General features: G+C 69.9%; 8 protein-coding genes. 4 read left to right on the plus strand and 4 right to left on the minus strand.

All coding sequences use genetic code 11. The features are described 5' to 3' along the window. Positions 1-6: 6 nt before the first annotated feature. The 4 genes from V5O46_RS16710 to V5O46_RS16725 all read right to left on the minus strand — a co-directional run bounded on the left by V5O46_RS16710 (position 7) and on the right by V5O46_RS16725 (position 5,179). Positions 7-1,623 (minus strand): glycerol-3-phosphate dehydrogenase/oxidase, encoded by a 1,617-nt coding sequence (locus V5O46_RS16710; protein ID WP_332885400.1) that lies wholly within the window; start codon positions 1,621-1,623, stop codon positions 7-9. A gap of 9 nt (positions 1,624-1,632) precedes the next feature. Further along, a complete protein-coding gene (gene glpK, locus V5O46_RS16715; RefSeq protein WP_332885401.1) occupies positions 1,633-3,171 on the minus strand; it encodes a glycerol kinase GlpK in 1,539 nt (512 codons plus the stop codon). A gap of 84 nt (positions 3,172-3,255) precedes the next feature. Then, entirely contained in the window at positions 3,256-4,050 is a 795-nt protein-coding gene (locus tag V5O46_RS16720; RefSeq protein WP_332885402.1) for an MIP/aquaporin family protein, read from the minus strand. A gap of 364 nt (positions 4,051-4,414) precedes the next feature. Continuing rightward, entirely contained in the window at positions 4,415-5,179 is a 765-nt protein-coding gene (locus tag V5O46_RS16725) for an IclR family transcriptional regulator (RefSeq protein ID WP_332885403.1), read from the minus strand. A 349-nt stretch (positions 5,180-5,528) separates the two neighbouring features. Between V5O46_RS16725 and metH the strand changes: the two genes are divergently transcribed. The 4 genes from metH (at position 5,529) to V5O46_RS16745 (ending at position 13,679) form a co-directional block, all read left to right on the plus strand. Beyond that, positions 5,529-9,041 (plus strand): methionine synthase, encoded by a 3,513-nt coding sequence (gene metH, locus V5O46_RS16730; protein WP_332885404.1) that lies wholly within the window; start codon positions 5,529-5,531, stop codon positions 9,039-9,041. A gap of 178 nt (positions 9,042-9,219) precedes the next feature. Beyond that, positions 9,220-9,921 (plus strand): HAD family hydrolase, encoded by a 702-nt coding sequence (locus V5O46_RS16735; protein ID WP_332885405.1) that lies wholly within the window; start codon positions 9,220-9,222, stop codon positions 9,919-9,921. A 456-nt stretch (positions 9,922-10,377) separates the two neighbouring features. Then, a complete protein-coding gene (locus tag V5O46_RS16740; protein WP_332885406.1) occupies positions 10,378-11,979 on the plus strand; it encodes an ABC transporter substrate-binding protein in 1,602 nt (533 codons plus the stop codon). A 119-nt stretch (positions 11,980-12,098) separates the two neighbouring features. Then, a complete protein-coding gene (locus V5O46_RS16745) occupies positions 12,099-13,679 on the plus strand; it encodes an ABC transporter substrate-binding protein (RefSeq protein WP_332885407.1) in 1,581 nt (526 codons plus the stop codon). Positions 13,680-13,730: the final 51 nt, after the last annotated feature.

The following is a 13,730-nucleotide window of genomic DNA, read 5'->3' on the forward strand; positions in this document are numbered from 1 at the left end:
GTGGGCCTACTTCTTGTCGAGCAGGTCCTGGACCCGGCCGCGGACGTCGTCCGTGGCCAGGCCGCGGATGGTCAGCGTGGTGCGCCGGCGCAGCACGTCGTCGGCGGTCTCGGCCCACTCGTGGTCGCGGGCCCACACGACCTGCGCCCAGATCTCGGGGGCGTCCGGGTGAACGCGCTCGGCCAGCTCCGGGCTCTCGTTGGCCAGCCGCGCGATGTCGAAGGCCAGCGAACCGTAGTGGGTGGCCAGGTGCCTGGCGGTGTCCGCCGCCATCCGCGGGCCCGGCGCGGGCCCGTCCACCAGCAGCCGGTGGGCGACCGCGCGGGGGTTGGCGACGCCCGGCAGCGGCAGCTTCTTCGGCAGCGAGGCGATCGGCTCGAAGTCCTCGCCCAGCGGGTGGCCCGGCAGCGACTCCAGCTTCTTCATCACCGTACGGCCGATGTGGCGGAAGGTGGTCCACTTGCCGCCCGCGATCGACAGCATGCCGCCCCGGCCTTCGGTGACCACCGTCTCCCGCTTGGCCTTGGCGGTGTCGCCGGGGCCGCCCGGCAGCACCCGCAGACCCGCGAAGGCGTAGGTGATCAGATCGCGGTCGAGCTGCTGGTCGCGGACGGAGAAGGCGGCCTCGTCGAGGATCTGCGCGATGTCCTTGTCGTTGACCGCGACGTCCGCCGGGTCGCCCTCGTACATCTCGTCGGTGGTGCCCAGCAGCAGCATGTCCTCCCAGGGGAGGGCGAAGGTGATGCGGTACTTGTCGATCGGGGTGGCCAGCGCGGCCTTCCACGGGGAGGTGCGCTTGAGCACCAGGTGCGCGCCCTTCGACAGCCGGATCGACGGCGCGGCGTTCGGGTCCTCCATACGGCGCAGGTGGTCGACCCACGGGCCGGTGGCGTTGAGCACCAGGCGGGCGCTGACGCCGAACTCCTCGCCGGACAGCCGGTCCCTGAGCTCGGCCCCGGTCACCCGGCCCTGGGTGAACCGCAGGCCGGTCACCTCGGCGTGGTTGAGGACGGTCGCGCCGGCGTCGACGGCCGCGCGGACCGTCATCAGCGCCATCCGGGCGTCGTTCATCTGGTCGTCGCCGTACACGGCCACGGCCTTGAGGTTCTCGGTACGCAGCTCGGGCACGTCCGCCTGCGCCTTGGCGGGGGAGAGCAGATGGCCGACGCCGTCCCCGAACGCGGAGAGCGCCGAGTACGCGAACACACCGGCCCCGAGCTTCGCCGCGCCGTGCGGCCCGCCCTTGTACACCGGGAGGTAGAAGGTGAGCGGGTTCGCCAGGTGGGGGGCCACCTGGCGGGAGACCGCACGGCGCTCGAAGTGGTTCTCCGCCACCAGCTTCACCGCGCCGGTCTGCAGATAGCGCAGACCGCCGTGGAGAAGCTTGGAGGAGGCGGAGGAGGTGGCGCCGGCGAAGTCACCGGCGTCCACCAGAGCCACCCTGAGGCCGGACTGCGCGGCATGCCAGGCGGTGGAGATGCCCAGGATGCCGCCGCCGATGACGAGCAGGTCGTACGACGCCTGGGAGAGCTGCTCCCGGGTCTCGGCTCGGCTCGGGTTCGAGCCGGAGGCCGGGCGCGTTCCCAGGGCAGGTATGGACTGCAGGGTGGACTGAGTGGTCATTGCGGTTTCTTACTCCTCGTCCTCGAGCCAGCCCATGGTCCGCTCGACGGCCTTGAGCCAGCTCTTGTACTCACTGTCGCGGGTGTCCGCGTCCATGCGGGGGGTCCACTCGGCGGCACGGCGCCAGTTGGCGCGCAGGTCGTCGGTGCTGTTCCAGAAGCCGACGGCGAGACCGGCGGCGTAGGCGGCGCCGAGGCAGGTGGTCTCGGCGACCATCGGGCGCACCACGGGTGCGTCCAGGAAGTCCGAGAGCGTCTGCATCAGCAGGTTGTTGGAGGTCATACCGCCGTCGACCTTGAGGGCGGTGAGCTCCACACCGGAGTCCTTCGTCATGGCGTCGGCGATCTCCCGCGTCTGCCAGGCGGTGGCCTCCAGCACGGCGCGCGCGAGGTGCGCCTTGGTGACGTACCGGGTCAGGCCGGCGATCACACCGCGGGCGTCGGAGCGCCAGTACGGGGCGAACAGGCCGGAGAAGGCCGGCACGAAGTAGGCGCCGCCGTTGTCCTCGACCGACAGGGCGAGGGTCTCGATCTCGGCGGCGGTGGAGATCAGGCCCATCTGGTCGCGCATCCACTGCACCAGCGAGCCGGTGACGGCGATCGAGCCCTCCAGGGCGTAGACCGTGTCCTGGTCGCCGATCTTGTAGCCGACGGTGGTCAGCAGGCCGCTGTAGGAGTTGATGATCTTGTCACCGGTGTTCATCACCATGAAGGTGCCGGTGCCGTAGGTGGACTTGGTCTCGCCCTCGGAGAAGCAGGTCTGGCCGAACAGGGCCGCCTGCTGGTCGCCGAGCGCGGAGGCCACCGGGATGCCGCCGAGCAGCTCGCCGAGGCGGCCGCCCTTGATCTCGCCGTAGACCTCGGCGGAGGAGCGGATCTCGGGCAGCATCTGCGTCGGCACACCGATCGACTCGGCGATCTTCTCGTCCCACTGCATCGTGTGCAGGTTCATGAGCATGGTGCGCGAGGCGTTGGTGACGTCGGTGACGTGGTGGCCACCGTCGGCACCGCCGGTCAGGTTCCAGATGACCCAGGTGTCCATGGTGCCGAAGAGGATGTCGCCGGCCTCGGCGCGCTCCTGCAGGCCCTCGACGTTGTCCAGCAGCCAGCGGGCCTTGGGACCGGCGAAGTAGGAGGCCAGGGGAAGGCCGGTCTCGCGGCGGAAGCGGTCCTGGCCGACGTTGCGACCCAGCTCCTTGCAGAGGGCGTCGGTGCGGGTGTCCTGCCAGACGATGGCGTTGTGGACGGGCTCACCGGTGTTCTTGTCCCACAGCACGGTGGTCTCGCGCTGGTTGGTGATGCCGATGGCCTTGATGTCGTCGCGGGTGATGCCGGCCTTCTCGATGGCTCCGGCGACGACCTCCTGGACGTTGGTCCAGATCTCGGTGGCGTTGTGCTCGACCCAGCCCGGCTTCGGGAAGATCTGCTCGTGCTCCTTCTGGTCGACGGAGACGATGCGGCCGTCACGGTCGAAGACGATGCAGCGGGAGGATGTCGTGCCCTGGTCGATCGCAGCGATGAAGGGGCCGGCGGTGTGGGCGTCGGTCACTGTGTGCTCCTGAGGTTCCGTGGTTGAGGGGCGGTACGTACGCGCGTGCTGTGCGGCTCGATGCCTGATGGGCGAGATACCCGCTCAGGCGAACGCGACGTTGTAGACACCTGCGGCGATCGCTCCGCCGATCAGCGGACCGGCGATCGGGATCCAGGCGTAGCCCCAGTCGGAGCCCCCCTTGTTGGGCAGGGGCAGCAGGGCGTGGACGATGCGCGGGCCGAGGTCGCGCGCGGGGTTGATCGCGTAGCCGGTCGGGCCGCCGAGCGACAGACCGATGGAGACGACCACGAGCGCGACGATCAGGCCACCGAGGATGCCGAGGCCGTTGCCCTCGTCGTTCAGGCCCTGCGTGAGCACGGCGATGACCAGCACGAAGGTGCCGATGATCTCCGTGGCGAGGTTCTGCACCGTCTGCCGGATCTCGGGACCGGTGGAGAACACGCCCAGGACCGGGCCCGCGCCCTTCTCCTGGGCCTCGACGGCCTTGGCCTTCGAGTCCTCGGCGTCGGGGCCGCCGACGATCTCACGGTCGGTGAGATGGGCCTGGAACTGGCCGTAGTAGGCGAGCCAGACCAGCGTCGCGCCGATCATGGCGCCGAGCAGTTCGCCGGCGAAGTACACCGGAACGTTGCTCCAGTCGCCGTCCTTGATGGCGAGGCCGACCGTCACGGCGGGGTTGAGGTGTGCGCCGGAGAGCGGACCGGCGACGTACACCGCGGTCATGACGGCGAAGCCCCACCCGAGGGTGATGGCCAGCCAGCCGGCGTTGCGGGCCTTGGAGGCCTTGAGGGTCACGGCGGCGACCACGCCGCCACCGAGCAGGATGAGTATGGCGGTACCGATGGTCTCGCCGATGAAGATGTCGGAGCTGGACACCCGCGACTCCTTTGTCCTTCGTCCAGGGAGCCGAACCCCGGGTCCCACCGGAGTTCTGGCGCCCTCGGGGGTGAGAGCGATCCCGGCCCTTGGCGTTGTCACACTCTAGCGTGTATTGCCGGTAGGTGTTCGACAATGCCGACCGATGGACGGGAGTCTTTCCCCGGCGTCACACGTGCGTCAAGAGCTGTGTTGTCGATAACGCGATCGTTATTGATCGCCTTTACCTGTCGATCTTCGACGGTATATGCGGCTATTTGACCGATTCGAGTGGTTTTCTGTGGGCTTCAGGGTAGGCCGAAGGCCGGAACGCCGCCCGTGGCGTCCCGGTGCTCACTGCTCCGTGTCGTGACCGCGCCGCGCCTCAGAAGCGCCCGGCGCCCAGGTCCCGGGACACCGCGCGGGCGCAGTCCCGCACCGCCGCGACCAGCTCGGGGCGCAGCTCCCCGTCCCGGCACACCCGTTCCACGGCGCCGGTGATGCCGACCGAACCGACCGGCATGCGCCGCCGGTCGTGGATGGGCGCGGCGATGGAGGCGACGCCCTCCCAGGTCTCCTCCACGTCCGCCGCGTACCCGCGCGCGCGGGTGAGGTCCAGGACGTGCTCGAAGTCTTCCAGCCCGCACACGGTCCGGTCGGTGAACGCCTTGCGGTCGGCCTCCAGCACCTCGCTGTGCGCGACCGGGTCGTACGCCGACAGCACCTTGCCGAGAGCCGTGGAGTGCAGCGGCTGCATGGCCCCGATCTCCAGCACCTGCCGGCTGTCGTCCGGTCGGAAGACGTGGTGCACGATCAGCACGCCCTGCTGGTGCAGCACGCCCACGTGGACGCTCTCGCCGCTGGAGCGGGCCAGGTCGTCGGTCCACACCAGGGCGCGCGCCCGCAGCTCGTGCACGTCCAGATAGGTCGTGCCCAGCCGCAGCAGCTCGGCGCCCAGCTGGTACCGCCCCGAGGCGTCGTCCTGCTCGACGAAGCCCTCCTGCTGCAGGGTGCGCAGAATGCCGTGCGCGGTGCCCTTGGCGAGGCCCAGCGACGAGGCGATGTCCGACAGGCCGAGTCGTCGCTCGCCGCCCGCGAGCAGCCGCAGCATCGCCGCCGCCCGTTCGAGCGACTGGATGTTCCGTGCCATCGCCGTCCTGCCTCCGTCCCCTTCGACCGCCGACCCGTGGCGTCCGATGCCATCGTTCGGCAATGTCGAACACTACCGGTCGATGCCGACCTACCGCTAATGCTTGGTCGGCAACTCTCGCACTCCTGAGCCGCGCGGCGCCCCCCGGACGCCGTTCTCGCCGTTCCCGCCGCTCCCTCGCGGTTCCTCCGCCGATTGCCCCGACATCCTCGTCCGTCCCGTGGACGCTCTGACGATCGACCCCGCCTCCCGGCTACCCTGGCTGGGTGCGTCCGTCTCCCGGACGTCGCCCGCCGACGGATCCGGGGAGACGCAAAGCCGACAGCCGTCGCATCAAGGGAGCCCTTTCATGGCCTCGTCGCCATCCACCCCGTCCGCCGACGTCCGGACCCGTGTCACCGCCCTCCGCGAGGCGCTCGCCACCCGCGTGGTGGTGGCCGACGGAGCCATGGGCACCATGCTCCAGGCGCAGAACCCCTCGCTGGACGACTTCCAGCAGCTGGAGGGGTGCAACGAGGTGCTCAACCTGACCCGGCCCGACATCGTCCGCTCGGTGCACCGCGAGTACTTCGCCGCCGGCGTCGACTGCGTCGAGACCAACACCTTCGGCGCCAACCACTCCGCCCTCGGCGAGTACGACATCCCGCACCGGGTGCACGAGCTGTCCGAGGCGGGCGCCCGGGTGGCCCGCGAGGTCGCCGACGAGTTCGCCGCCGAGGACGGCCGGCAGCGCTGGGTGCTGGGCTCCATGGGCCCCGGCACCAAGCTGCCCACGCTCGGCCACGCCCCGTACCAGGTACTGCGCGACGCCTACCAGCAGAACGCCGAGGGCCTGGTGGCCGGCGGCGCGGACGCACTGCTGGTGGAGACCACCCAGGACCTGCTGCAGACCAAGGCCTCCGTGCTCGGCGCCCGCCGCGGCCTGGACGCCCTCGGCATCGACATGCCGCTGATCGTGTCGGTGACCGTCGAGACCACCGGCACCATGCTGCTCGGCTCCGAGATCGGCGCCGCACTGACCGCGCTGGAACCGCTCGGCATCGACATGATCGGCCTGAACTGCGCGACCGGCCCTGCCGAGATGAGCGAGCACCTGCGCTACCTCGCCCGGCACTCCCGCATCCCGCTGTCCTGCATGCCCAACGCCGGCCTGCCGGTCCTGGGCAAGGACGGCGCCCACTACCCGCTGACCGCCCCCGAGCTGGCCGACGCCCAGGAGACCTTCGTCCGCGAGTACGGCCTGTCCCTGGTCGGCGGCTGCTGCGGCACCACCCCCGAGCATCTGCGCCAGGTCGTGGAGCGGGTGCGCGAGCTCGCCCCGGCCGAGCGGGAACCGCGCCCCGAGCCCGGCGCCGCCTCGCTGTACCAGACCGTGCCGTTCCGGCAGGACACCTCGTACCTGGCGATCGGCGAGCGGACCAACGCCAACGGATCCAAGAAGTTCCGCGAGGCCATGCTGGAGGGCCGCTGGGACGACTGTGTGGAGATGGCCCGCGAGCAGATCCGCGAGGGCGCCCACATGCTGGACCTGTGCGTGGACTACGTCGGCCGGGACGGCGTCGCCGACATGGCGGAGCTGGCCGGACGGTTCGCCACCGCCTCGACGCTGCCGGTGGTGCTGGACTCCACGGAGGTCGGCGTCATCCGGGCCGGGCTGGAGCGGCTCGGCGGACGCGCCGTGATCAACTCGGTGAACTACGAGGACGGCGACGGCCCCGAGTCCCGGTTCGCCCAGGTCGCCCGGCTGGCACAGGAGCACGGCGCGGCGCTGATCGCGCTGACCATCGACGAGGAGGGCCAGGCCCGTACCGCCGAGAAGAAGGTCGAGATCGCCGAGCGGCTGATCGACGACCTGACCGGCAACTGGGGCATCCACGAGGAGGACATCCTCGTCGACTGCCTGACCTTCACCATCTGCACCGGCCAGGAGGAGTCCCGCGGCGACGGCATCGCCACCATCGAGGGCATCCGCGAGCTGAAGAAGCGGCACCCGAAGGTGCAGACCACCCTGGGGCTGTCCAACATCTCCTTCGGCCTCAACCCGGCCGCCCGGATCCTGCTCAACTCCGTCTTCCTCGACGAGTGCGTCAAGGCGGGCCTGGACTCCGCCATCGTGCACGCCTCCAAGATCCTGCCGATCGCCCGGTTCGACGAGGAGCAGGTGACCACCGCGCTCGACCTGATCTACGACCGCCGTGCCGAGGGCTACGACCCGCTGCAGAAGCTGATGGCGCTGTTCGAGGGCGCCACCGCCAAGTCCCTCAGGGCCTCCAAAGCCGAGGAGCTGGCCGCGCTGCCGCTGGAGGAGCGCCTCCAGCGGCGCATCATCGACGGCGAGCGCAACGGCCTGGAGGCCGACCTGGACTCCGCCCTGGAGGCACGCCCGGCCCTGGAGATCGTCAACGAGGTGCTGCTGGAGGGCATGAAGGTGGTCGGTGAGCTGTTCGGCTCCGGCCAGATGCAGCTGCCGTTCGTACTCCAGTCGGCGGAGGTGATGAAGAGCGCCGTCGCCTATCTGGAACCGCACATGGAGAAGACCGACGAGGCGGGCAAGGGCACCATCGTGCTGGCCACGGTCCGTGGCGACGTCCACGACATCGGCAAGAACCTCGTCGACATCATCCTGTCCAACAACGGCTACAACGTCGTCAACCTCGGCATCAAGCAGCCGGTCTCCGCGATCCTGGACGCCGCCGAGGAACACCGGGCCGACGTCATCGGCATGTCCGGGCTGCTGGTCAAGTCCACGGTGATCATGAAGGAGAACCTGGAGGAGCTCAACCAGCGCGGCCTCGCCGCCGACTACCCCGTCATCCTGGGCGGCGCCGCCCTCACCCGCGCCTACGTCGAGCAGGACCTGCACGAGATCTACGAGGGCGAGGTCCGCTACGCGCGCGACGCCTTCGAGGGCCTGCGGCTGATGGACGCGCTGATCGGGGTCAAGCGGGGCGTGCCGGGTGCCAAACTGCCCGAGCTCAGGCAGCGCCGGGTGCGGGCGGCCACCGTCCAGGTCGAGGAGCGGCCCGAGGAAGGCCACGTCCGCTCCGACGTCGCCACCGACAACCCCGTCCCCGAGCCCCCCTTCTGGGGCACCCGCGTCATCAAGGGCATCCAGCTCAAGGAGTACGCCTCCTGGCTGGACGAGGGCGCCCTGTTCAAGGGCCAGTGGGGCCTGAAGCAGGCCCGCACCGGCGAGGGCCCCACCTACGAGGAACTCGTCGAGACCGAGGGCCGGCCCCGGCTGCGCGGCCTGCTGGACCGGCTCCAGACGGAGAACCTGCTGGAGGCGGCCGTCGTCTACGGCTACTTCCCCTGCGTCTCCAAGGACGACGACCTCATCCTCCTCGACGAGCGGGGCAACGAGCGCACCCGCTTCACCTTCCCCCGCCAGCGCCGCGGCCGGCGCCTGTGCCTGGCCGACTTCTTCCGCCCCGAGGAGTCCGGCGAGCAGGACGTCATCGGTCTCCAGGTCGTCACCGTCGGCTCCCGCATCGGCGAGGAGACCGCCAAGCTCTTCGAGGCCAACGCCTACCGCGACTACCTCGAGCTGCACGGGCTCTCCGTCCAGCTCGCCGAGGCCCTCGCCGAGTACTGGCACGCACGGGTCCGCTCCGAGCTCGGGTTCGCCGGCGAGGACCCGGCCGAGATGGAGGACATGTTCGCCCTGAAGTACCGGGGTGCCCGCTTCTCCCTGGGCTACGGCGCCTGCCCCGACCTGGAGGACCGGGCCAAGATCGCCGAACTGCTGCAGCCCGAGCGCATCGGGGTGGAGCTGTCCGAGGAGTTCCAGCTGCACCCCGAGCAGTCCACCGACGCCATCGTCATCCACCATCCGGAGGCCAAGTACTTCAACGCCCGCTGAGGAGGTCGGGCCGAGCGCCCGCTCAGCACGCCCCGCTGAGCACCGCCGGTCCCGTGTGCCCCAGGGCACATCGTAAAAAACAGGCGTTTCGCTCCCGGGCGACGTAGACTGGTCGGTCCACTGCAGGCCGGTTCCCCTCGTGGGAACCGGCCTGATCGTCCCTCAAGGAGGTAGGTGGATGACCAGTACGGTCCCCGCGCTCGGCACCCGTACGGCCGACGGCTCGGCCCTGCAGGCCGTGCTCCTCGACATGGACGGCACCCTGGTGGACACCGAGGGCTTCTGGTGGGACGTCGAGGTCGAGGTCTTCGCCGCCCTCGGACACACCCTCGACGACTCCTGGCGCCATGTCGTGGTCGGCGGCCCGATGAGCCGCAGCGCCGGGTTCCTGATCGAGGCCACCGGCGCCGACATCACCCTGGCCGAGCTCACCGTGCTGCTCAACGACGGGTTCGAGGACCGGATCGGCCGCGCCCTGCCCCTGATGCGCGGCGCCGCGCGGCTGCTGGCCGAGCTGTACGAGTACGAGATCCCCACGGCGCTGGTCTCCGCCTCGCACCGCCGCATCATCGACCGTGTGCTGGACTCGCTCGGCGCCCACCACTTCGCCCTGACCGTGGCCGGCGACGAGGTCCCGCGCACCAAGCCGCACCCCGACCCCTACCTGGCGGCCGCCGCCGGGCTCGGCGTGGACCCCGCCCGGTGCGCCGTCGTCGAGGACACGGCCACCGGCGTAGCCGCCGCAGAGGCGGCCGGGTGCCAGGTGGTCGCGGTCCCCTCGGTCGCCCCCATCACCCCGTCCGCCCGGCGTACCGTCGTCCCCTCGCTCGAAGCGGTCGACCTGACCTTCCTGCGCGGATTGATGACCCGCGCCGCCTGACCCCTCACCCAGCGTGCACCGGACACTGCCACGGAAATTCCGGAACACCGGAACACACCCGGGCGGGGGAGAAGGCACATCTGTTCGCCAGGGGAATTCACGCCGCTCGGACGGCCGAATTCCGCCGGATGCCCGCGGACCCGGCCATGTGACGTTCGTCACGGCATCCAGGGTCGACAGGCCGCCCGGCATATGCTCCCGGCCGTGTCGTACCGTCGGTGGGCATGCCCATGTGTCCCGTTTGATGAGACGCTGCACCAAACCTTCCGCTGTCGGGTTTTCGGTGTGTCCGCACCCGGTTTCGCAGCGTGATGAGCGGTCAACTCCGGTGGCCGCGAACCCTTCTGCGGGCCCGGACTAACCTCGTCGCGAGAACCTCGCCCCAACACCCGTGAACCGCCGCACCACCCATGCGTGCCGGGTACACGGAGCCGACAGCTGTGGAGAACCCCGAGCATGAACCGCAAGACCTTGGTGCTGCCGGCCGTCGTCGGCCTGCTCACGCCGGCGCTCGCCGCCTGCGGCGGGTCCGACAGCGGCAGCGGCGGTGACGCGATCGTCGTCGGCACCACGGACCGGTTCACCGCCTCGGCCGACGCCCCCGCCCCCCTCGACCCCGCCTACGCCTACGACGTCGGCACCTGGAACGTCCTCCGGCAGACCGTACAGACCCTGATGGTCCAGCCCCGGGGCGGCGGCGACCCGGTCCCCGAGGCAGCCGAGAAGTGCGGCTTCACCGACACCGGCAACGAGCGGTACGCCTGCACCCTCCGGGACGGTCTGACCTTCGCGGGCGGCGACCCCATCACCGCGGAGGACGTGAAGTACTCCATCGACCGGGCGCTCTCCCTCAAGGCCGACAGCGGCGTGTTCGCCCTGCTCTCCACCATCGACACCATCGAGACCCAGGGCGACCGAGAGGTCATCTTCCACCTCAGGAACGCCGACGCCACCTTCCCGTTCAAGCTGTCCACCCCCGTCGCCGGCATCGTCGACCCCGACGACTACGACAAGGGCGAGCTGCGCGAGGGCTTCGAGGTGTCCGGCTCGGGCCCGTACACCCTGAAGTCCCACACCGAGGACGGCCGCCTGACCAAGGCCGTGTTCACCAGGAACCCCGACTACAAGGGGAGCCTCAACGTGAACAACGGCAAGGTCGAGATGGTCTCCTACGACGACGCCGAGACCATGGGCACCGCCCTCGAGAAGGGCGACATCGACCTGATGACCCGGGCCATGACCCCGGAACAGGTCAAGAAGCTCGCCAATGCCTCGGACACCAAGGTCGATCTCATCGAGATGGCCGGCCTGGAGATCCGCTACCTGGGCTTCAACACCGATGCCGAGTCCGTCGAGGACAAGGCCGTCCGGCAGGCCATGGCCCAGCTGATCAACCGCAGCGAACTCGTCTCCAAGGTCTACGGAACCCAGGCCGAGCCGCTCTACTCGCTGGTCCCCGCCACCGTCACCGGCCACTCCAACTCGTTCTTCAACAAGTACGGCGACCCCGACAAGGCCGAGGCCGAGTCCCTGCTGGAGGACGCCGGGGTCAGCACCCCCGTGAAGCTGACCCTGCACTACACCACCGACCACTACGGCGCCGCCACCGAGCGCGAGTTCGAGGTGCTCAGGCAGCAGCTCAACGACAGCGGCCTGTTCCAGGTCGACATCCAGGGCGCCCCCTGGGACAGGTTCCGCCCCGCCGGGATGAAGGGCGAGTACGACGTCTACGGCATGGGCTGGTTCCCGGACTTCCCCGACGCCGACAACTTCCTCGCCCCGTTCCTCGACAAGGACAACTTCCTCAACTCGCCGTACACCAACAGCACCGTCAACAACACGCTCATCCCGGAGTCCCGCCGCGAGGCCGACCGGCTCTCCGCGGCCGACAGCCTGACGCAGATCCAGGACATCGTCGCCGAGGACGTCCCGGTGCTGCCGCTGTGGCAGGGCAAGCAGTACGTCGCCGCACGCGACGACGTCACGGGCACCGCCTACGCCCTCAACTCCTCCTCGACGCTCCAGCTGTGGGAACTCAGCCGCGGCGTCAGCGGCTGACGTCACCCGCGTCCGCGCCGGGGCCGTCCACCCACGGCGGCCCCACGCGGACGGAACCGAAGAAGACACCGGCCAGAACCCAAGACACCGGCCAGAACCGAAGACAAGGCACCATGCACGTGAACCTGCGTAACCAGTGGCCCGCCCTGCCCGTCGTGGCAGTGCTGGCCGGCGGACTGCTGACCGGCTGCGGTACGGAAGGCTCCGGACCCGCGAGCGACTCCTCCACCGTGGTGGTCGGCATGTCCGACGACGTCCTGGCCACCGACCCCGCCTCCGGCTACGACCCCGGCTCCTGGCTGTTGTTCAACAACGTCTTCCAGTCGCTGCTGAGCTTCCCCGTGGGCGCCACCGAGCCCCAGCCGGAAGCCGCCGACAAGTGCGGCTTCAGCGACACTCAGGCGCGCATCTACCAGTGCACGCTGCGCGACGGCCTGAAGTTCAGCAACGGCGATCCGCTCACCTCGAAGGACGTCAAGTTCTCCTTCGACCGCATGCTGAAGATCGACGACGCCGCCGGCCCCGCGGTCATGTTCACCACCCTCGACCGGGTCCAGACGCCCGACGAGAAGACCGTCGTCTTCCACCTCTCGGCACCCGACGCCACCTTCCCCAGCAAGATCGCCTCCGGCGCCGGCTCCATCGTCAACCACCGCGAGTACGACGCCGACGGGCTCCGCAAGGACGGCGAAGCGGTCGGCTCCGGCCCCTACCGGCTCGAGTCCTTCCGCGACGACAGGGCCGTCTTCTCCGTCAACGAGCACTACCAGGGCACCGCCGACATCCAGAACAGCGGCGTCACCCTCCGCTTCTTCCACGGTGACCGGGCCGGCCTGAAGAAGGCCGTCCTCGGGGGCGACGTCGACGTCGCCTACCGCGGTCTGACCGCGCACGACATCGACGACGTCGACAAGTCCGACGACGGCACCGGCGCCGACGTCGTGGAGGGCAGCAGTGCCGAGGTCCAGCACCTCGTCTTCAACATGGACGACCCGGTCGCCGGACAGCTCGGCGTCCGCAAGGCCATCGCCCACCTGCTGGACCGCGACGCTCTCATCGCGGACGTCCACCGCGGCACCGCCAGCCCGCTGTACTCCATCGTCCCGGCCGGCATCGCCGGCCACAACACCGCCTTCTTCGACACCTACGGCGCCCGCCCCGACAAGGCCAAGGCCAAGGCCGCCCTGGACGAGGAGGGCATCACCGGCAAGGTGAAGCTCACGCTGTGGTCCACCCCGTCGCGCTACGGCCCCGCCACCGACGAGGAACTGACCGCCATCGCCGAGCAGCTCAACGCCAGCGGGCTGTTCGAGGCCGAGATGAAGTCCGTCCCCTTCGAGCAGTACGAGAAGGACATCGCCGCCGGCAAGTACGGCGTGTACGTCAAGGGCTGGGTGCCCGACTACCCCGACGCCGACAACTTCACGGCCCCCTTCTTCGGCGAGGGCAATGTGCTCGGCAACAACTACACCAACGACACCATCACCGGCACCCTCATCCCCGCCACCGCCGCCCAGAGCGACCGCTCCGGCACCGACAAGGACTTCGGCCGGCTCCAGGACATCGTCGCCGAGGACATCCCCGTCCTGCCCGTCTGGCAGGCCAAGCAGTACGCGGTGGTCGGCGACGGCGTCTACGGCGTGGAGTCCTGCCTGGACGCCTCCACCGTCTTCCGCTTCTGGGAGCTCCGCAAGAGCTGACCCTGCCGGACACGGCACAGCCTGCCGGACACGGCATAGCGTCCGCGCACA

The sequence above is a fragment of the Streptomyces poriticola genome (genome assembly GCF_036689765.1).
Lineage (GTDB): Bacteria > Actinomycetota > Actinomycetes > Streptomycetales > Streptomycetaceae > Streptomyces > Streptomyces poriticola.

Excerpts from the sequence above, each read along its gene's own strand:
- V5O46_RS16740 (WP_332885406.1), top strand. The coding sequence starts at position 10,378 with ATGAACCGCAAGACCTTGGTGCTGCCGGCCGTCGTCGGCCTGCTCACG.
- V5O46_RS16735 (WP_332885405.1), top strand. The coding sequence starts at position 9,220 with ATGACCAGTACGGTCCCCGCGCTCGGCACCCGTACGGCCGACGGCTCG.
- metH (WP_332885404.1), top strand. The coding sequence starts at position 5,529 with ATGGCCTCGTCGCCATCCACCCCGTCCGCCGACGTCCGGACCCGTGTC.
- V5O46_RS16725 (WP_332885403.1), bottom strand. The coding sequence starts at position 5,179 with ATGGCACGGAACATCCAGTCGCTCGAACGGGCGGCGGCGATGCTGCGG.
- V5O46_RS16710 (WP_332885400.1), bottom strand. The coding sequence starts at position 1,623 with ATGACCACTCAGTCCACCCTGCAGTCCATACCTGCCCTGGGAACGCGC.